At 60.8% G+C, this 19,187-nt stretch carries 15 protein-coding genes; 1 reads left to right on the top strand and 14 read right to left on the bottom strand.

The window, feature by feature from the left end:
• Positions 1 to 14: 14 nt before the first annotated feature.
• The 3 genes from HMPREF2884_RS09060 to miaB form a co-directional block, all read right to left on the bottom strand.
• Positions 15 to 536, bottom strand: a complete 522-nt coding sequence (locus HMPREF2884_RS09060; RefSeq protein WP_083309694.1) for an acyltransferase family protein — start codon at positions 534 to 536, stop codon at positions 15 to 17.
• A gap of 72 nt (positions 537 to 608) precedes the next feature.
• Positions 609 to 1,523: a tRNA (adenosine(37)-N6)-dimethylallyltransferase MiaA gene (miaA, locus tag HMPREF2884_RS08940; protein WP_070616876.1), complete on the bottom strand. Its 915-nt coding sequence runs from the start codon at positions 1,521 to 1,523 to the stop codon at positions 609 to 611.
• 84 nt (positions 1,524 to 1,607) lie between these two features.
• On the bottom strand, positions 1,608 to 3,122 hold the full coding sequence (miaB, locus tag HMPREF2884_RS08935) for a tRNA (N6-isopentenyl adenosine(37)-C2)-methylthiotransferase MiaB (protein ID WP_070616874.1): 1,515 nt from the start codon (positions 3,120 to 3,122) through the stop codon (positions 1,608 to 1,610).
• A 35-nt stretch (positions 3,123 to 3,157) separates the two neighbouring features.
• On the opposite strand from miaB, the gene HMPREF2884_RS08930 reads away from it, so the two are divergent.
• Positions 3,158 to 4,540 (top strand): hemin ABC transporter substrate-binding protein, encoded by a 1,383-nt coding sequence (locus HMPREF2884_RS08930; protein ID WP_070616872.1) that lies wholly within the window; start codon positions 3,158 to 3,160, stop codon positions 4,538 to 4,540.
• Positions 4,541 to 4,715: 175 nt separating this feature from the next.
• Here HMPREF2884_RS08930 and HMPREF2884_RS08925 read toward each other — a convergent pair whose 3' ends face one another.
• From HMPREF2884_RS08925 to dapB, 11 genes are all read right to left on the bottom strand, one after another.
• On the bottom strand, positions 4,716 to 6,677 hold the full coding sequence (locus HMPREF2884_RS08925) for a regulatory protein RecX (RefSeq protein WP_246827955.1): 1,962 nt from the start codon (positions 6,675 to 6,677) through the stop codon (positions 4,716 to 4,718).
• A 226-nt stretch (positions 6,678 to 6,903) separates the two neighbouring features.
• The gene (gene recA, locus HMPREF2884_RS08920; RefSeq protein ID WP_005507111.1) at positions 6,904 to 8,007 is read right to left on the bottom strand and encodes a recombinase RecA; all 1,104 of its coding nucleotides are present in this window, start codon (positions 8,005 to 8,007) and stop codon (positions 6,904 to 6,906) included.
• 390 nt (positions 8,008 to 8,397) lie between these two features.
• Positions 8,398 to 8,619 carry a DUF3046 domain-containing protein gene (locus HMPREF2884_RS08915; RefSeq protein ID WP_070616870.1) on the bottom strand — a complete coding sequence of 74 codons (222 nt, stop codon included), beginning with the start codon at positions 8,617 to 8,619 and terminating at the stop codon, positions 8,398 to 8,400.
• A gap of 181 nt (positions 8,620 to 8,800) precedes the next feature.
• Entirely contained in the window at positions 8,801 to 9,208 is a 408-nt protein-coding gene (locus tag HMPREF2884_RS08910) for a helix-turn-helix domain-containing protein (RefSeq protein ID WP_005507109.1), read from the bottom strand.
• A 267-nt stretch (positions 9,209 to 9,475) separates the two neighbouring features.
• Positions 9,476 to 10,066 carry a CinA family protein gene (locus HMPREF2884_RS08905; RefSeq protein WP_049359385.1) on the bottom strand — a complete coding sequence of 197 codons (591 nt, stop codon included), beginning with the start codon at positions 10,064 to 10,066 and terminating at the stop codon, positions 9,476 to 9,478.
• Between the two features lie 100 nt (positions 10,067 to 10,166).
• Complete coding sequence (pgsA, locus tag HMPREF2884_RS08900) at positions 10,167 to 10,814, bottom strand: CDP-diacylglycerol--glycerol-3-phosphate 3-phosphatidyltransferase (protein WP_049345100.1); 648 nt, start codon at positions 10,812 to 10,814, stop codon at positions 10,167 to 10,169.
• Positions 10,815 to 11,014: 200 nt separating this feature from the next.
• Positions 11,015 to 14,224, bottom strand: coding sequence for an FtsK/SpoIIIE family DNA translocase (locus HMPREF2884_RS08895; protein WP_070616868.1), 3,210 nt, complete (start codon positions 14,222 to 14,224; stop codon positions 11,015 to 11,017).
• A gap of 256 nt (positions 14,225 to 14,480) precedes the next feature.
• On the bottom strand, positions 14,481 to 16,196 hold the full coding sequence (locus HMPREF2884_RS08890; RefSeq protein ID WP_070616866.1) for a ribonuclease J: 1,716 nt from the start codon (positions 16,194 to 16,196) through the stop codon (positions 14,481 to 14,483).
• A 389-nt stretch (positions 16,197 to 16,585) separates the two neighbouring features.
• Positions 16,586 to 17,521 carry a 4-hydroxy-tetrahydrodipicolinate synthase gene (gene dapA / locus HMPREF2884_RS08885; RefSeq protein WP_005507104.1) on the bottom strand — a complete coding sequence of 312 codons (936 nt, stop codon included), beginning with the start codon at positions 17,519 to 17,521 and terminating at the stop codon, positions 16,586 to 16,588.
• Between the two features lie 193 nt (positions 17,522 to 17,714).
• Positions 17,715 to 18,377 (bottom strand): tetratricopeptide repeat protein, encoded by a 663-nt coding sequence (locus HMPREF2884_RS08880; RefSeq protein WP_070616864.1) that lies wholly within the window; start codon positions 18,375 to 18,377, stop codon positions 17,715 to 17,717.
• A 9-nt stretch (positions 18,378 to 18,386) separates the two neighbouring features.
• Positions 18,387 to 19,157 (bottom strand): 4-hydroxy-tetrahydrodipicolinate reductase, encoded by a 771-nt coding sequence (dapB, locus tag HMPREF2884_RS08875; protein WP_070604818.1) that lies wholly within the window; start codon positions 19,155 to 19,157, stop codon positions 18,387 to 18,389.
• Positions 19,158 to 19,187: the final 30 nt, after the last annotated feature.

The following is a 19,187-nucleotide window of genomic DNA, read 5'->3' as shown; positions in this document are numbered from 1 at the left end:
GCCTCCAACCACACTCAACTCTGAAGAGCCGTGAAAGGGATGCCAATGGGACCACCAAAAAGGGGGTATTGCAGATTGAAAAGGTCAAAATTGCGCGCGATGTATCCGCCTGCACCTTTCAGTGAATAGGGCTCTGCCGTGTGTCCGGTGGCTACAGCAATCGGTGCGCACAGGAAGACAACAAATAGAATGGATACCCAGTAGCCGGGGAAAATTCTTAGGGCACGACGCTTAACATAGCCGGAGATAGTACCCCGTTGCGCGCTATGAGCAATCAGGAATCCTGAGATGCAAAAGAACATGTTCACAGCCCATTCACCCAAAGTGCCGATATGTTCGGGAACAGGAATTCCGAGAATTCCAGCGTTAAAACCGACAAGAGGGGCAGCATGGGCCACGATAACTAACGAGGCCAATGAGAGGCGAAGAAAGTTCAGTGAATTCGTTCCGCCCAGAATGGCATCGTAGAGGGAACGCGGAGTGGATTCTGCCGCAGACAGAGTGGCAGAATTTTTCGTATGTGATGTGAGTGACATATTTCCTCTATAATTGAGTTCAATATGTCCCTAGAGTAACCTCAATTTCCCAGCTTTAGTACGTCCATTTGCTTATTTTTGCAAAATTGTAGCCAACGCCTCATCTGCAAGGGTGGGTGAGAGCGCATCTAGCCACTGCACGCGCGGGTCCGCACGGAACCAGGTCAGCTGGCGGCGCGCAAACTGGCGGGTCGCAATGGTCGTATCCTCAATCGCCTGCTCCACGCTGTAGTCTGCATCCTCAAGGGCGCGAGCGAACTGCGCGTAACCAATCGCGCGGGAGGCAGTCTTACCCTCCTGCAGTCCCTGCTCGTTCAGGGTACGAATCTCATCGAGCAGACCCTGCTCGTGCATCAGCTCCACACGGCGGTGCAGACGCTCGTGCAGCAGGGCACGATCCATATCCAGACCAATCTGAATACTCTCCGTCACGTACTCGCGCACCGGCATGAACGCCGAGAACGGGCGGCCCGTCACCTCGAACACCTCCAGGGCTCGAATAATGCGGCGCTCATCCTTCACGCGCGCCGCCGACTCCGGGTCGACCTCCGCCAGGCGGGCGTGCAGAACACCAATACCCTCGGTACGCGCTTGCTCCTCCAGGCGCTCACGCACCCGCGCATCCGTGCCGGGAAACTCCAACCTATCCAGGGCGGCACGCATATACAGACCGGAACCACCCACCAGAATCGGGTAGCGGCCACGGCCACGGATCTGCTCAATCAGCTCACGGCTACGCCCCTGAAACTCCGCCACGGACGCCTCATCCCGCACGTCCATAATGTCCAGCAGGTGGTGCGGAACGCCGCGCATCTCCTCCGCGGTGACCTTCGCGGTACCAATATCCATACCCCGGTAGAACTGCATAGAATCAGCGTTAATGCACTCACCGTTCAGGCGCAGAGCCAGCTCAATGGCGAGCGCGCTCTTACCGGTGCCGGTCGGGCCCACAATAGCGATAACGGGCAGAGTTTCGGAGATAGTCATGCGCCCCATTCTACCGGTTCCCTCACCCCCACTTGCGGTGGTGGCAAGAGCCCGAGGAACAGGGCGCATGATTCGTTATAGGTTTTAGGGGCGCAGACCGATGGTCGGCATGCCCAGGCCCACCGGCGCACCGGGCACCTGGGTGGTGCCGGTACCGCAAGAGTCAGCTTGGGAACGGTCCCACGCGTCACCGGCGCGGGTGCGGCGCAGCTGGTACTGCTCGGCGGTCGGGTCAGAAATCAGGTGGAAGGAACCAGCCTCGGTAATAGGCACGGTGACCATATCGCCGGGGCGGGGAATCTCGCAGCCCTCGGGCACCGAGAAATGCACGAGGCGCTGGTCCGGGCCACGACCGGAGAGGCGGTGAGTCTGCTCAGCCTTACGACCTGCCTCCGCAACGACCATCAGCTCAACGGTCTTACCGAGCTGCTTGCGGTTCTCCTCACCGGCGATACGGTCCTGTAGGGCAATCAGACGCTCGTAGCGTTCCTGCACGACCTCCTTCGGAATCTGGTTCTCCATGGTCGCCGCCGGGGTGCCGGGGCGGATCGAGTACTGGAAGGTGAACGCGGAGGAGAAACGAGCCTGCTCCACAACCTTCAGAGTGTCCTGGAAGTCCTCTTCAGTCTCGCCGGGGAAGCCCACAATGATGTCGGTGGTAATCACGGCGTTCGGGATGCGCTCGCGCACCTTGTCCAGAATGTTCAGGAACTTCTTGGAACGGTAGGAGCGGCGCATGTCCTTGAGCACCTTGTCGGAGCCGGACTGCAGCGGCATGTGCAGCACGGGCATGACGTTCGGGGTCTCCGCCATCGCGTCAATCACGTCGTCGGTGAACATTGCCGGGTGCGGGGAGGTGAAGCGTACACGCTCCAGGCCCTCAATCTCACCGCAGGCACGCAGCAGCTTGGAGAACGCCTGGCGGTCGCCGAACTCCACACCGTAGGAGTTCACGTTCTGGCCGAGCAGGGTCACCTCAATAGCGCCATCATCGACCAGCGCCTGAACCTCAGCGAGAATGTCGCCGGGGCGGCGGTCCTTCTCCTTACCGCGCAGAGACGGCACGATGCAGAAGGTGCAGGTGTTGTTACAGCCAACCGAGATGGACACCCAGCCGGAGTACACGTGGTCGCGCTTAGTCGGCAGGGTGGAGGGGAAAACTTCGAGGGATTCGAGCAGTTCTGCCTGCGCCTCGTGGTTGTGGCGGGCACGCTCCAGCAGGGTGGGGAGGGCACCAATGTTGTGGGTACCGAACACGACGTCCACCCAGGGTGCCTTCTCAATGATGGCGTCCTGGTCCTTCTGCGCCAGGCAGCCGCCCACAGCGATCTGCATGCCCTTGTGGGCGCGCTTGACCGGTGCCAGCTGACCGAGGTTGCCGTACAGGCGGTTGGAAGCGTTTTCGCGGACCGCGCAGGTGTTGAAAACCACCAGGTCGGGCTGGGTGCCTTCCTCAGCGCGAACGTAGCCGTTAGCCTCCAGCAGGCCGGACATTCGTTCGGAGTCGTGCACGTTCATCTGGCAGCCGAAAGTGCGCACTTCGTAGGTGCGGGGGCTGGTTTCGGGGGTCTGGGCGGAATCGCTGAGGGTCGAAGTCATGCCCTATAGGGTATCCGATAGGGGATAATGGCTCTATGCAGGTTTCCCTTAGTAGTAACTTTCCGGCTCTGTCACCGAACGATTCTTCCGCCCCCGCCCCTGACGGGGAGCTTCTAAACACCCTCATCGAGGAGGCGATTGCCGCCTACTCTCCCGTGCCGCCTCAGGCGAGCGCTGATTCTGCCTCGATGCGTCAGACCCTGATGCAGCTGCTCAGCTGGGCGCATTCTTTGGATCAGGTAGCTGCCCGTGCGGTTGAGCGCGTGCAGATTCTGGGCACCGGCATGCGTTCCGTTGTGGTGCGTGTCGTGTATGAGCCTGCCGCCGAGTCTGCACAGTCTTTCGAGTCTACACAGTCTTTGCCGACCTCGATTATTGTGAAGCGTTACCGCCGTAAGGATTCGACGGTGAACGCGGGCGGTTTCGGGTACCTGCGTGAGCGCTACGGTTTGGAGGCGCTGAACCGGCAGGTTCCGGGTCTGTTCCCGCAGCTCTATGGCGCGGACGCTGAGCTGCGCGTGCTGGCGCTGGAAGATGTGAGCGCCGGAACCGTTGAGGGCGAGCAGTATTCGGTCGCCCACGCCCTACTGGAGGGCACCGAACAGCAGGCGCTGGACGCGCTGAACTACTACATTGAGGCGTACCGTTCCCTTGCCGCCAGCGGCATTATGGGTGAGGCGGTGGAGGATTACCGCCTGAACCTGGCGCGTGCCGACCGCAAGGCACAGTTCCCGGGCGCTATTGCCTCGCCGGGTTTGGCCGAGCGCGGTTTGAAGAAGCTGTACGGTGTGGCTGACGAGGCGCGCACCCCCGAGCACGATGCTGACAGCCCGGCTTCCAGCTCTGCCGCGCATGAGGACGCGCCCGTTCTTCCCGCCGCCGTTGAGGAGCTGTCCTTCCGTTTCCGCCGCGTTCTGCAACCTTTCTTTACCAAGCGCCCGCCGGTACCCGAGCAGTTCAAGCTCAACCGCGGCAGGGTGTATATGCTCTCTTCGGGCGATTTTTCGCCGCAGAACGTGCTGATCGGTTCGGCAGACGGCGCGCAGGTGCGCATGGTCGATGCGGAAGGCACCTGCCTGCATCACCGCGGCTTCCCCTTCGTTGAGGCGATGCTGGGTTTCCCCTCCTCGCCGGAGTACCCGCGCTACCGGGTGGACCGCAAGAAGGCGCTGCCGGCGCTGTACTCTGCCCTCTTTGAGGACGCCCCGCTGGATGAGCACCTGGCGGAGGATTTGGCGGTGTGCACAGCGGTGACCGTGTGCGCCCTGTTGGAGCTGTACTCCTCTTCGGCGCGTTCCGATCTGTTGCCTCGTATTCGCCGTGAAGGTGCGCAACTGATGCGCCTGCTGCTTGAGATTGCCGGTTCTCAGGATGCAACCCTCGCCGAGTTCGCGAACCGTCTGGGAGCCGCTGAATAAGCAGCAGAGTAAACAGCGGATATAGCCTCCGACAAGGCTTTTTATAAAGATCAAAAACATAAGGGTGAGCCCGCCACAGAGTATCTCTGTAGCGGGCTCACCCTTTATTGTGCCTATTTTTACGGTCACCCCAGCATGGGTCTATCCGTGCGTGCGGACCGTCTTTATTCACCCTCTACCAGAGCTCGTCCTCCGCACCGTAGGCGGCAAGTTCTTCACGAATCACCGACATCGACACCGAGGAGGAGTACCCGCGGCGAGCCAGCATCCCCAGCAGTCGGCGGGTCACCCTATCCTTTTCAGCGCGGTCACTCAAATCCATGCCGGGGCGCAGCTTCTTACGCACCAGCTCGGCGGCGTCCTCACGTTCCTGCTCGTCGGTGCGCTGAGCCAGCGCGCTCTCCGCCTCTTCACCACGCACCCCGCGTTCAGCGAGCTCACGGCGTAGCGCGGCGCGGGAGAGCTTCTTGGTGCGGCTCTTCTGCGCCACAAAGCTTTGGGCGTATTCGGCATCGTCAATGAGTTTTGCAGCCTCGAACTTATCGAGCAGCGGCTCAATGAGCTCCGCGTCGAATCCTTCTGCCTGGAGCTTCTTACGCAGCTGACCTCGGGTTTTTGCCGAGTACGCCAGCTGGTTGTACACGATGGTTTTAGCGCGCGTGTAGGGGTCTGTTTCTTCCGCGGCTCGGGCGGCACGTACCTTCTGCTTCCAGGAGGTCACAGCGCCTTCCGCCTGTGAGGAAGCGCTTCCCTTCTGAAAACCGCGTGTCGGAGAACCGCCCTTTGGGGATCCAGCCGAAGCGGCACGGCGCTTTCCGGTACCGTCGCCCTGCGCCTCCTCCTCGGCAATACCGCGAATGAGTGCTTCTTCGGCGGGGGTGAGTTCTTCGTTCAAGCTACTTCCCTCCCTAAATAGGTTGCTCCCCGAGCCGCGGCCCGCAGGACTCTTGCGGGTTTCCTCGTCGTCACTTCGAGCCCCGAAGGCGGGCGCGTAGGGCGAACGGCTCCGCATTTTCTCTTGCTGCGCCGCACTCATGCGGCGGAACCCACGCTTGTAGTCGGTGTTCTTGGAGGCACGCGAAGACTTGCGTTTCTTCTGCTTAGCCCGCTGAGCGGCTTGCCTCTCGATCTCTTCCTTCTCTTCGGCAGTGAGCCCCGATCCGATGGAGGCGGCACCCGCTCGACTCATACGGCCAGCCGCCATAGGGCGCGGCTCGGCACCGCCGGGGGTGAAGGCACGAATGGGCGCTTCGTCAATGGAGACGGCGGGCAGGTTCGGGTCAACGAGCAGGCTGCGGCGCGGCGATTCGCCGCCTTCCTCAGAACTGCCATCTTCAAAGTTGGCGGGCACAGCCTGCAGGGGCAGCTCGGGTACGCGGAACTCCCCGGCGTAGTCGCCGCCGTTATCGCGGGCGATGCTTTCTTCAACAAAGCCGTGCGCGGCGGGGTGCCAGTCCGGGAACTCCTCAGCGGATACCGAATCCGCGGCCCTGTTCCGCACCCACTTTTTGGGTGCGTTTTCTGTGGCCGCTGACTTCTTCTTAGGCGCTGGCTTCTTCTTATGTGCGAGCTTTTCAGCCTGCCGCGCTTTCGGCTTGGGTTTCTGGGGTGCGGTTTCTTGGCCCCCACGCTGCTCCGCTATCGCTTCTGCGGGTGCCGCTTCGTCCGAGGGTACCCAATATTCCCCTGCATAATATTCCCCTGCGTACTCTGTTTCAGGGTACAAAGGCTCTGCCAGATACGGAGGTTCATCCTCGTAGGGAGGCTCGTCAGGGTATGGAGGCTCATCTTCATACGGGGGCTCTCCAACAATAGGAGGCGCAACGTCAGGAAACGCAACAGCAGGAGGCGCCTCCCAGCTGAGGGTAGGCTCCGCCAGGGCGGCGGGCACCTCAAAATTGAGCGCCTCGAAGCCGCCTACCTCAACCGGCGGGGCTGCAGGTTCAAAGGAAATAGCAGACTCAAAGGAAACAGAGGCTGAGAATACAGAATCACCAAGCACTGAGGAACCGAAGTGCGGTTCGGTCGCATCCAGCGCCGCAAAACCGGCGTCGCCATCACGCGCGCTGTTTCGCTCACGCTCTTCATGACCGTTCTGTTCCGTCAGGCGCTGTTCCGTCATGCGCTGTTCCGTCATGTTCAGTTCCTCCTCTCCCCTGTGTTGGTTCGCTTGGTGGCCCGTGCGCCGGGCTATACGGCGCTCCCCCATTGTAACGAGGCGTTGTCCCGGCGCCCCCGATACTCCCCTTAATGCGCGCCCGTTAACGTGCTTCTTCCGTTAACGACAGATTGCCGTGCACCGTGCGGAATGCACAGCACACGGCAATCAGTCGTGGCGTTAGCAAGAAGCTACGCGGGCGGGTTTAGAACTCCTCAGCCAGCTCGTCCAGCGGGTCGTTACCCTCGGACTCAGCAGCTGCCTGCTCGTCAGCTTCTTCCTCAATGATGCCCAGCTTCACCAGAACCTTGTACTGCAGTTCCTCGGTGAGCTCGGGGTTGTCCTTGAGCAGCTTACGAACGTTCTCGCGGCCCTGGCCCAGCTGCTCACCGTCGTAGGTGAACCATGCGCCGGACTTCTTGACGATGTCGTTCTCCACCGCCAGGTCCAGGATGCCGCCCTCAACGGAGATGCCCTCACCGTAGAGGATGTCGAACTCAGCCTGCTTGAAGGGCGGAGCCATCTTATTCTTCACGATCTTGGCGCGGGTGCGGTTACCGATCGGGTTAGCGCCGTCCTTGAGGGTCTCAATGCGGCGGATGTCGATACGGACCGAAGCGTAGAACTTCAGCGCCTTACCACCGGTGGTGGTTTCGGGAGAGCCGAAGAAGACACCAATCTTCTCACGCAGCTGGTTGATGAAGATTGCGGTGGTGCCGGTTGCGGAGAGGCGACCGGTAATCTTACGCAGAGCCTGGCTCATGAGGCGAGCCTGCAGACCCACGTGGGAGTCACCCATGTCGCCTTCAATTTCGGCGCGGGGTACCAGCGCGGCAACGGAGTCGACGACCACGATATCAACGGCGCCGGAACCAACCAGCATGTCCATGATTTCCAGTGCCTGCTCACCGGTGTCGGGCTGAGAGACCAGCAGCTGGTCAATGTCCACGCCCAGCTTAGCCGCGTAAATCGGGTCCAGCGCGTGCTCGGCGTCGATGAATGCTGCCACGCCGCCTGCCTTCTGAACGTTCGCTACAGCGTGCAGCGCAACGGTGGTCTTACCGGAGGACTCGGGACCGTAAATCTCGATGACGCGACCGCGGGGCAGACCGCCAATACCCAGAGCGGCATCCAGGGCGATAGCGCCGGTGGAGATAACCTCGGTCTTGGTGATTTCCTTATCACCCAGGCGCATGACTGCACCCTTGCCGTAGTTCTTGTCGATCTGTGCCATCACGGCTTCAAGTGCCTTGGCGCGACCCTCTTCGGGAACGCGAGCTACGCTCTGAGACTTGGTGTTCTTAGCCACGGTAGTACCTCGTTCTTTGTGTTGTCAGTGGTTGACGGGAGTAATGTTTCTTCGGAATCGGTGGGACTCGTGATCGAGACCTTGAAGGTTTTGGCCTACCGGTTCCTTCTGAGACTACTCTAGGGTCACAGCCTGACAGGATAAGGCCATTTTTTAAAATCTGTGGAAAACTTTGAAGATTTTTCCGAAAAATTCCTGATGTGGAAAAGTCTAGCACGAGTCGAACAAAATTACGACCCGGTTTCGAATAAATCGGATAGGGTTTCGGCATATATTTTCGAAAAACCCCGAAATCTCGACTAATTATTCGAAAATACCTCCCGCGCAGGCGCTAGCACTCGAACACGCGGCAGGCCCCACCCCTATGCTAGAACACGCCAGACTTACCGACTAGCGCAACGGCTCCTTATCGGGACCCAGGCGGCGCTCCTGCGGAATCTCCTGCTCCTCACAGATCGCAAGCCACACATCCTTCGGGTTAACGCCCTGGTCCAGCGCCTCCGCAGCGGTCACATGACCCAGCGCGCCCAGCACCAAATCACGCGCCAGCACCGGAGCATACCCGGCACCGAACTCATACTCCATGCACGCCCAAAATTCGCTCAGCTTCACAAGCACTCCTTACGCTTCACTGCTAGTTCGCTTCATAATTCGTCACATCACCCACATCTCGCCCGAGAGCAACCCCCAGAATAAACCGAGAGTAAAGCCAGAATAAGCGATGCCGCACACCCCCACTTTACGGGGATGCACGGCATCGCTTCACGTTTAGCGCGGCATGTGCCGCCTCTCGTTACTTCGAGAGAATGTAGTAATCGCTCTTGTACTGCTCAGACATCTCAGCCGGAACAGTATCCGGAATCTGAACGCCCTCGAGAACCGCCATACGGTCGGCAACCTCACGCAGCATCTGGGACATCGGAATGTCCAGAGCCTGGCAAATCCACGCCAGCAGTTCGGAGGAAGCTTCCTTCTGACCGCGCTCAACTTCGCTCAGGTAACCGAGGGAAACACGGGCACGCTGGGAAACCTCGCGCAGGGTGCGGCCCTGACGCTGGCGAACATCGCGAAGAACCTCACCGATTGCCTGTCGCAGGGGAACAACCTTAGCTTCCTCAACGACCGGGGCGACCTGTCGGGGGGTCTCCTCGATTTCCTTCCACTTAGTAATGCCATTAATCGATACGCGCTGCTTAGCCATGAGCTTCTATATCACTTTCCTGAGTAGGTATTCCCGACCTGCGGGACTGTACAGAGTTAAGCCTAACTGATTTTTGGAGCGTGAGCTAGGGGCCCCGCCATTTTCGTCCTCTTCTTACGGCTTGTATCTATTCAAACAGGCGAACCTATGCCTTTATTCCTGTGGAGCTGAAAGAACCCTGTGAATATATTTGAACCGTAAATTTTTTTAGGTAGGCGCCGCACCGACGACGACACAGCCGTTCCAGGCGCCGCACAGCCCGGCACGCTACGCCAGCTCGTCCTTCAGAACCCCACCGGCGCCGCCGCGCACCGCACGCGCCAGCAAAGCAATCGCATCCGCGCTCGCCGCCGCACGAATCTGCGCCCGATCTCCCGAATAGTGGCGCTCAAACACCTCAGAACCGCCAGGGGAACACACGCCGATATAGACCGTACCCACCGGCTGGCCATCCGCAGGATCAGGACCGGCAACACCCGTGGTAGACACCGCATAATCGGCACCGCACACACGCGCCGCACCGACCGCCATCTGCACCGCCACCGCAGGATGCACCGCACCCTCACGCGCCAGCAGCTGAGCGTCCACGCCCAGCACCTGAGCCTTCACCTCGTAGGCATAGGAAATCACGCCGCCGCGGTAATACGCGGATGCGCCCGGCACCGTACAAATCGCGCCGCCCACATCCCCGCCGGTCAGCGACTCAGCTGTAGCCACCAGCACCGGGCCCTCCTGGGCGGCGCGCAACTGCACCGCATCACGTAGCAACAGCGCCGCCGCCTCCGGGGTACCGGAGAAAACCTCAGCGGAGGAAAGCTCAGAGGACAGAGCATCTTCAAGTACGAGGGGAACCATTATTCTCTCCTTTCAGCGGCGAACCACCGCCCAAAACCTCACGCGGCACACAACGCACCGCAGGTACAGCGAAGGGGAGTAGCACACGCCACTCCCCTCGCCTCTAATGACCGCCGCCCTGGGAGGCCTGAGCCTGCAACCAGTTACGACGCAAAATATACGCATCACGCACATACACCAGGCCGGTCCACACGGTAATCGCGGTGACCGCGCCCATCAGAACCCAACCAGGAATCAGCCAGCCAAGACCCAGCTGGCCCAGCGGCAGAAGCATCAGCACCAGCGCCACCGTCTGCAGCACGGTCTTAATCTTGCCGCCCTTACTAGCGGCCATCACACCGTACTTAATAACGAACAGACGCATGATTGTGATGCCCCACTCGCGCAGCAGAATCACAATCGTGACCCACCACCACAGCTCACCCAGCGCCGACAGCACAATGAACGCCGCGCCGGTGAGGAACTTATCGGCAATCGGGTCAGCAATCTTGCCGAAGCTCGTAATCAGGTTACGCGAGCGCGCCAGGTAGCCATCCGCCCAGTCCGTGAGCATGGCAAGAATGAAAATAATCCACGCCAGCCAGCGGTGCGTCGGATCAGCGGCACCAAAAGTACCGCCCGCAACCAGGGCAACAATGAAGAAAGGAACCGCAATAATACGCAGAACCGTCAACACATTCGGCACATTCCAGTTCGAAGGCTTCGCTGTGCTGACCGCACCGGCGGGTGCGGAATTGCGAGCTTCACTCATAACGGCTCCTTACGGGTAGATGGCTTTCGACGGTGAGAGACCGCGTACGCACCGACACCTAAACGTATCGGGGATACGCAAACACCCCGTACCGTCCATTATACGTGTGCCGTAGCAGACATCACAGGGACGATACGGGGTGCATGTCGCGAGTTCACTCAGCTGAGTGGACTCAGCCGAATGGATAGGGCGCTGAAGGACTAGCGGCCGGTCAGCTGCCAAGCGTCCTCCGAACCCTCATCATCGGGCTCATCAAAATAGTCGGTGACCGCCTCGCCCGGGTCCACCGCATTCGCGTAAGGGTCAGCAGCCGGAGGCTCCTCACCGCGAATACGCGCCAGGGTCGCCTGCAGGTCGTCGGGGCGGATGAGCACCTCGCGGGCCTTCGAACCCTCCGAGGGGCCCACCACGCCCTGCGACTCCAGCAGGTCCATGATGCGGCCAGCCTTCGCGAAGCCCATGCGCAGCTTACGCTGCAGCATCGAGGTCGAACCGAACTGGGTCGTAATCACAATCTCTGCCGCCTGCAGCAGATCGTCGAGGTCATCGCCGATTTCCTCATCAATCTGCTTCTTCGCGGCAGAGACCATCACGTCCTCACGGTAGATGGTCGGCGCCTGCTTCTTCACGTGCTCAACCACGGCGTGAATCTCAGACTCAGACACCCACGCACCCTGAACACGCATCGGCTTCGAGGCACCCATCGGCAGGAAGAGCGCGTCACCCTGACCAATCAGCTTCTCAGCGCCGGGCTGATCCAGCACCACGCGAGAGTCAGTGACCGAGGAGGTCGCAAACGCCATACGAGACGGAACGTTCGCCTTAATCAGACCGGTCACCACATCCACCGAAGGACGCTGGGTTGCCAGCACCAGGTGAATACCCGCCGCACGCGCCAGCTGCGTAATACGAACAATCGCCTCTTCCACGTCACGCGGGGCGACCATCATCAGGTCGGCGAGCTCGTCAACAATCACCAGCAGGTACGGGTACTCGTGAATCGTGCGCTTGCTACCGGGATCGGGCTGAACCTTACCCTCACGCACCGCCTTGTTGAAGTCGTCCACGTGCTTGTAGCCGTAGTGGGCGAGGTCGTCGTAGCGGGCGTCCATCTCACGAACCACCCACTGAAGAGCCTCAGCGGCCTTCTTCGGGTTCGTAATGATGGGCGTAATCAGGTGCGGAATACCCTCATAGGCGGTCAGCTCCACACGCTTCGGGTCAACCATCACCAGGCGCACCTGGTCCGGGGTTGCACGCATCAGAATCGAGGTAATCATCGAGTTCACAAACGAAGACTTACCGGCACCGGTCGCACCAGCGACCAGCATATGCGGCATCTTCGCGAGGTTCGCCAGCACGAAGCCGCCCTCAACGTCCTTACCCACACCCATGACCATCGGGTGGTGGTTCGCGTGAGCCTGCGGGGAACGCAACACGTCACCCAGGGCAACGGTCTCACGGTCCGTATTCGGAATCTCAATACCGATTGCGGACTTACCCGGAATCGGGGACAGAATACGAACATCCGGGCTCGCCACAGCGTACGCAATGTTCTTGCTCAGGGCGGTCACACGCTCTACCTTCGTGGCGGGGCCCAGCTCAATCTCGTAGCGGGTCACGGTCGGGCCACGCGAGAAGCCGGTGACCTGCGCATCCACCTTGAACTGCTCCAGCACATTCGTCAGAGCCTCAACCACGTGCTCGTTGACCTCGGAAGATTCCTTGGCGGGCGGACCAGAAACCAGCATCTCCTCAGAAGGCAGCACGTACGCGCCGCGGGAGGATTGCACAACCTGCTCGCCGCGCGCCTGCTCGGTGGTCGCCACCTGAGTATTGTTCTGCAGCGGGCGGGATGCGCCAGCCTCGGGCGCTCGCGAAGCCGCGGGAGCCGCGTTCTTCGGGTGCGCACCCGGCGAGTGCATGCGGGTCGGAATCGGAGGCTGAGCCGCGGGTGCGGCAGGAGCCTGAGCGGCGGGAGCCGGGGCGGCGGGCTGTGCAGCAGACTGTGCAGGGTTCACCACCTGGTGCGGCTTCGTCTGCGGTGCGGCTTCCTCAGCGGTGCCGAAGCCGTCGTATGCCTCAACGTCAAAGAGAGGCTCCTCGCCAGGAATACGGTTCACGCGGCCGTTCGCCACGGCGGCGCGCTGCACCTGATCCAGGCGGGCTGCGGGCGCATCCGATGCCTCAACGTCGAAGAGGTCAGGGCTGCTCGAATAAGCACCGTTCTGTGCAGACGTACCCTGGGCGGACGCACCCTGCGCGGCCGGTGCCTGGTTGAGGCGACCGGGCAGACGGGACAGACGGTTCGGCTTAGCCGCCGGGCGCGTCTGCTGAGCGGATCCCTGCGCAGAATCCTGTGCAGAGTCCGCCGACTGTACCGGCATCTGTGTGGTCTCCGGGTGAGTTTCATCCACCACGGCGCTCACGAATGCTTCATCACCGGCGTACTCGTCCAGGGAAGAATCAGTCGACGCAGCGGGAGCAATACCCAACCAGCCGCGCAGACGCGAGAGCAGTCCACCAGACTTCTGAGCCGAGCGCGCCGGCTTCTCATCGTCACCGTACAGGTAACTGCGGTCGTGCTCCTCAGCGTTCAGATCCACGGTCTGAGTCGCATCCGAAGGGCTATCCTTCGCGGAGGTTCGAGTCGTGCCGTTCGGCTTCTCACCCAGAGCCAGTCCGACCAAGTGCAGGGTACGCGGCACCACCTGACGAATCGGAGTGTTCGTCAGAACCATCAGACCGGCAATACCCAGCAGCAGGTGGATCAGAATCTCAACGAACGCAATACCGCCGCTCACACGCACAATGGGGGTGCCCAGCAGCACGCCAGACACGCCACCACCAGCCCAGACGGCATCAAAACCATCCGCGAAGGTCGGGTGACCCGCATGCCGAGCAAAGAACAAGGAGGTCGCCACCAGAATGATGAAGGAGCCCAACGCCACGCGGTTATTACGTTTAATCAGGTCGGGCCCACGGAAAATGCACCACGCCATGATGAGGCTAAGCACCGGAATCAGCAGGGCGCCCTGACCGAAAATACCGCCGAGCATGGTGTGCCAGGCGTCCAGGGGCGCACGCAACAAACCGAGGGAGGTGTGGGCACGCCAGTTGTACCACTCCACTCCGGCGCTAATCAGGCCGAACAGCAGGATGGTGAGCGCGCCGCCGTCACGGCGGTCTTCGGACGCAAGGTCGGTGCGCACCGCGCCAATGGAGCGGAAGAGCCCACCGATAGCGTGAGCGATGCTCAGCCAGACGGAGGAGATAGCGCCCGCTACAGGGTTCGCCGCGTTGGCACCGCGCTGGGCACCGCCTCGGGAGGTGGTGCGCTTGCGGGTGGTCTTCTTAGTGTTTGCTTTAGTAGAGGTCGTGTTACGACCCTTCGTGGTCCGTGGAGCCATACCTTTTAGGGTATCAACCTTCCCGTTAATGTACCGATTCTTTCGTTATCAGTGAGCTAAAAAGTGTGCCCCGCCCTGTGCCTGTGAGGGCATTGATAGGGCGCTGATGAGGCGATTCTCCCCTGCTATGTTCGCTTTCGCGCAGCTTTCGCCCAGCTTTCGCGCAGACGTTCGGCAGATACACAGCAGGCGGGGTCGACACAACGTATCGACCCCGCCTTTTCGCTATGACAGGCGACTAGCCTCGCGCAGAGTGTTAGTTCTTCGCGGCCTTCGAGGAGTTCTCAACAACCACGGGAACAATCATGGGCTTGCGGCGCAGACGGCGAGAAATCCAGGCACCGATGGTGCGGCGCACAATCTGCTGCAGCTGCTGCACGGTGTGCACCTTCTCGGGTGCGCGGTGCAGAGCATCCTCCAGGGCGGCGGTAATCTTTGGAACAATCTCGTCGAATACCGCGTCGTCCTCCGCGATACCGCGAGCGTGAATATCCGGGCCGGTCACCACGCGCTTGGTTGCGCGGTCAATGACGGTCACGATGGACACGAAGCCCTCTTCACCCAGGATACGGCGGTCCTTCAGATCGCTCTCGGTGACCTCACCGACGGAGCGGCCGTCAACGTACAGGTACTCGCAGGGAACCTCGCCCACCACGGACGCCACGCCATCACGCAGATCCACGACGGTGCCGGACTCGCAGAGCAGCACATTCTTCTTCGGAACGCCGGTCTCCATCGCAAGGTCACCGCTAGCAATCAGGTGGCGAACCTCGCCGTGAACCGGCATAACGTTCTTCGGCTTGAGAATGTTGTAGCAGTACAGCAGCTCACCCGCGGCAGCGTGACCGGAAACGTGAACCTTCGCATTGCCCTTGTGCACCACGTTAGCGCCCAGCTTCATGAGGGCGTTAATGATGCGGAAGACGCTGGTCTCGTTACCGGGAATCAACGAGGAGGCGAGCACCACGGTGTCGCCGGGCTCAATCTGAATCTTGTGGTCACCGTTCGCCATGCGCGACAGTGCCGCCATCGGCTCGCCCTGCGAACCGGTGCACATCATCACGATCTGGTCGGGGCGGTAGTCGTCAACCTTCTTCAGGTCCACCAGCACGTTGGCGGGGACCTTCAGGTAGCCCAGCTTCTCAGCGATGGTCATGTTACGCACCATGGAACGGCCCACGAGCACGACCTTGCGGCCACGCTCAGCGGCTGCGTCCAGCACCTGCTGCACGCGGTGGACGTGCGAGGAGAAGGACGCCACAATGATGCGGCCGCTTGCGTCACGGAAAACGTTCGACAGCACCGGACCGATGTGCTTCTCGGTCGGGGTGAAGCCGGGAACCTCAGCGTTGGTGGAGTCCGGCAGGAACAGGTCCACGCCCTCCTCGCCCAGGTGAGCAAAGTGGCGCAGGTCGGTGATGCGGCCGTCCAGCGGCAGCTGGTCCATCTTGAAGTCACCGGTGTGCAGAACCTTGCCGGCCTTGGTGCGGATGTAGACAGCCAGCGCGTCCGGAATCGAGTGGTTCACAGCAACGAACTCGCACTCGAACGGGCCGAAACGCTCCACCTGGTGTTCCTTCACCGCGAGGGTGTAGGGCTTGATGCGGTGCTCGGCGAGCTTCGCCTCAACCAGTGCCAGGGTCAGTTCGGAACCGACCAGGGGGATGTCGGGACGGCGGCGCAGCAGGTAGGGAACCGCGCCGATGTGGTCCTCGTGGCCGTGGGTCAGCACCATGGCAACCACGTCGTCCAGACGGTCGACAATGTAGCTGAAGTCGGGCAGGATCAGGTCCACGCCGGGCTGGGACTCTTCGGGGAAGAGCACGCCGCAGTCAACAATCAGCAGCTTGCCGTTAATTTCGTACACGGTCATGTTACGACCGACTTCGCCCAGACCGCCCAGGGGCACCACGCGCAGGGTGTCCTTCTTCAGGCGGGGAGGGAGGGGAAGATTCGCTTCAAAGACGCTCATCGTGTGTCTCCTCTTTCTTCTATGTTTTCTTGTGATGTCTGTGATTCGTAGGCGACGCTTCGTACCGCATGCGCTCCCGCCGGTTCGGCTCTCACATGCCGAGGAGGTGGGGTGCTGCCGGTGCGTCCAAATCACCGAAAGTATTCAAAAGTATTGGGGGTGTAGTGCGCGGGTGCCTCTGCCTAAGCTGGGCCCCTGTCTGAGTGGTGGCCGAATCATTGGGCGGTAAACCGCGGCAATACGCCAGAGCGGACCCCTCACCTAGTGTTAGGTGTGGAGTCCGCGTCCGTTGGCTACATCATGCGCCCGAAGTCGGGGTGTGACGGTAGCCGAAGTCCTCTATATATACGCGCTCTGCACGATAAGTTGTGCAGGTTCTGCGTTAAAGTTTAGGCGTTCTTCAGGGTGTGAGCGATGCTCGAGGAGAGCAGGTCAGCTCGCATCGCCTGGGCAACCTCCGGTTCGGAGAGTACGTGCGGCAGGCGAACGACGGGCTCATCCAGCACACCCTGCCAGGAAAGAATTTCCTTGGCGGCAACGCAACCGGGGGCACGGCCCATGGTTGCTCGGACAATCGGAGTCAGTTCCAGGTGAAGACGCTGAGCCTCCACCAGGTCCTGTGCAACGACAGCATCAATCAGGGCACGGAAGAGTGCGGGTGCCACGTGTGCGGTCACCGAGACGAGGCCGACGGCGCCCATTGCCATCCAGGGAAGGGTCAGTCCGTCGTCGCCGCTGTAGTAGTGCAGGTCGGTGGTTGCCATAACTTCGGTTGCGGCACCGAAGTCTGCCTTGGCGTCTTTCACCGCTACAATACTATCAATTTCTGCAAGGCGACGGTAGGTTTCGGGTGCGATGGGGATGCCCGCACGACCCGGAATATCGTAAAGCATGACGGGGGTCTCAGTTGCCTGCGCAACGGTCGCAAAATGGGCGTAGACACCCGGCTGAGTCGGCTTGTTGTAGTAGGGAGTCACGACCAGCAGGCCGTCCACACCAATCTTTTCGGCACGGTGCGCCAGCTCAATAGTATGCGCCGTATCGTTTGAACCAACACCGGCAATAATCTTCGCGCGAGAACCGACGGTGTCCTTCACAATCTGGAAGACGCGTTCATTCTCGTCATCGGTCATGGTGGAGTATTCGCCGGTGGTACCGCAGACTACCAGACCATCGTGACCGTTCTCCACAAGGTAGTTCGCCAGGTCTGCGACCTGCTTTTCATCAACGGAGCCGTCCTTCGCGAAGGGGGTCACCATTGCGGTCAGGAGGCGACCGAAGACGGGTTCAACAAAAGTACCGGGGTTCGAAAGGTTCTCAGACATATGTCTAGAGTACGCCCGAAATGCAGATTTTTCCGTTAGAACGCATAAGTTTTCATGCGTGTTCTACTATTCGGACTCTTTCAAACCCGCGGTACTTCCACGAGAGCCTATGAAACCGGGCACATAGCCTCGGCGTTATCAGTCTCATACCGAAAATAAATGTGGCATTGACTAGGGATCGCAGGGTCAGAGCCTAACGCATGCCCTTCGCCTGACCGCCCGAACGCAACGACCACGCGTTACGCATCGCCGCACGGGCACGCTTGCGTTCACCACCGGCATCGTACATGCACGCCAGGTTGAACCACGCCTTCCAGTTCTCGGGGTCCTGCTCAACCGCCGCCGCGAAGCCTTCAAACTCCACCGTTGCCGCCTCACGGTCCACCTTACCGCTCGGGGTGCGAGGCAGGGTATCCTCCGCCAGTTCGCCTGACGCCGCCAGTTCCTGAGCCATACGCTGAATACGAGCGCCGAAAAGCACCTCACGCACCAGCGCCCACGCACCCAGAATCGGCAGCAGAATCATACCCGCACCAAGAACAATGCCAGCCACCGAACCGGAGGTGAGCATCACGAACCCCTGCTGCGCAATATGCACCAGGTACAGGGTCAGCAGCGCGCAAGTCAGCGCCGCGAAGGTCTTGCCGAATCCGCCAGCATCCACCGTCACAAAGACAGCACTAAAAATCAGCACACCCAAAATAGAGGCACGCGCCGCCAAAGGCAACGGAAGAATCAGCACGGTCAGCACCATCAGCACGCACGCACAGATAGTCCACAGACGCAGTGAAGTCCACCAGGGGCTACGAGCCTCGGAAGATACCTGCGAGGCGTCGGGTGAAGTCTGTTCAGACATAACGCTCCCCTACGACAAATCCATGTAGGCGTCCAAGCCCACGCTCAAACCCGGATGCGCCGCCACCTCACGCACACCCAACAGTACGCCGGGCATGAAGGAGGCACGGTCAAAGGAATCGTGACGAATCACGAGCTGCTGACCGGGATCGCCCAGCAGAATCTCCTGATGCGCCACCATGCCGCGCAGACGCACCGCATGTACGTGAATATCGTCGATTACGGCGCCGCGCGAGCCCAAAGGATCGGAGGTGGTGGCATCCGGGCTTGCACCCACGCCAGCCTCCGCGCGGGCGGCAGCCACCTTACGGGCGGTGTGCACAGCGGTACCGGAGGGGGCGTCCACCTTATTTGGGTGGTGAATCTCGATAATCTCTACAGACTCGAAGTAGCGTGCCGCCTTCGCCGCGAACTCGGTGGCGAGAATCGAACCAATCGCAAAGTTCGGGGCGATGAGCACACCCACCTCGGGGTGCTCAGCCAGCAGTTCGCGCAGGGAGTTCAGACGCTCGGGGGTCCAACCGGTCGTACCAACCACCGCGTGCATACCGTGCTCCACCGCGAAGCGCACATTCGCCTCGCTGGAATCGGGAACGGTCAGGTCAATAACAATCTCTGCGCCGGCATCGACCAGCTCCTGCAGGTCGTCGCCGCGGCCCAGTGCCGCCACCAGGTCCATGTCTGCGGAGGTGTTGACGGCGCGCACCGCCTCAGAACCCATACGGCCTGCGGCACCGAGTACCGCAACCTTCCAGATTTTTTCGTTACCCTCGCGGGCCATCTTCTCTCCTCCGTAACTTATGAGCACCCC

It is taken from the genome of Rothia sp. HMSC073B08, from assembly GCF_001812975.1.
Taxonomy (GTDB): domain Bacteria; phylum Actinomycetota; class Actinomycetes; order Actinomycetales; family Micrococcaceae; genus Rothia; species Rothia mucilaginosa.
Note: the sequence above shows the minus strand (reverse complement) of the source record. Positions and strands in the feature narration are given on the sequence as shown.

Bases quoted from the DNA above. Each gene is read 5' to 3' on its own strand.
- HMPREF2884_RS08925 (WP_246827955.1), bottom strand. From the start codon at position 6,677: ATGACGGAACAGCGCATGACGGAACAGCGCCTGACGGAACAGAACGGT.
- HMPREF2884_RS08930 (WP_070616872.1), top strand. From the start codon at position 3,158: ATGCAGGTTTCCCTTAGTAGTAACTTTCCGGCTCTGTCACCGAACGAT.
- HMPREF2884_RS08910 (WP_005507109.1), bottom strand. From the start codon at position 9,208: ATGGCTAAGCAGCGCGTATCGATTAATGGCATTACTAAGTGGAAGGAA.
- dapB (WP_070604818.1), bottom strand. From the start codon at position 19,157: ATGGCCCGCGAGGGTAACGAAAAAATCTGGAAGGTTGCGGTACTCGGT.
- HMPREF2884_RS08880 (WP_070616864.1), bottom strand. From the start codon at position 18,377: ATGTCTGAACAGACTTCACCCGACGCCTCGCAGGTATCTTCCGAGGCT.
- dapA (WP_005507104.1), bottom strand. From the start codon at position 17,521: ATGTCTGAGAACCTTTCGAACCCCGGTACTTTTGTTGAACCCGTCTTC.
- HMPREF2884_RS09060 (WP_083309694.1), bottom strand. From the start codon at position 536: ATGTCACTCACATCACATACGAAAAATTCTGCCACTCTGTCTGCGGCA.
- HMPREF2884_RS08890 (WP_070616866.1), bottom strand. From the start codon at position 16,196: ATGAGCGTCTTTGAAGCGAATCTTCCCCTCCCTCCCCGCCTGAAGAAG.
- pgsA (WP_049345100.1), bottom strand. From the start codon at position 10,814: ATGAGTGAAGCTCGCAATTCCGCACCCGCCGGTGCGGTCAGCACAGCG.
- miaB (WP_070616874.1), bottom strand. From the start codon at position 3,122: ATGACTTCGACCCTCAGCGATTCCGCCCAGACCCCCGAAACCAGCCCC.
- HMPREF2884_RS08895 (WP_070616868.1), bottom strand. From the start codon at position 14,224: ATGGCTCCACGGACCACGAAGGGTCGTAACACGACCTCTACTAAAGCA.
- miaA (WP_070616876.1), bottom strand. From the start codon at position 1,523: ATGACTATCTCCGAAACTCTGCCCGTTATCGCTATTGTGGGCCCGACC.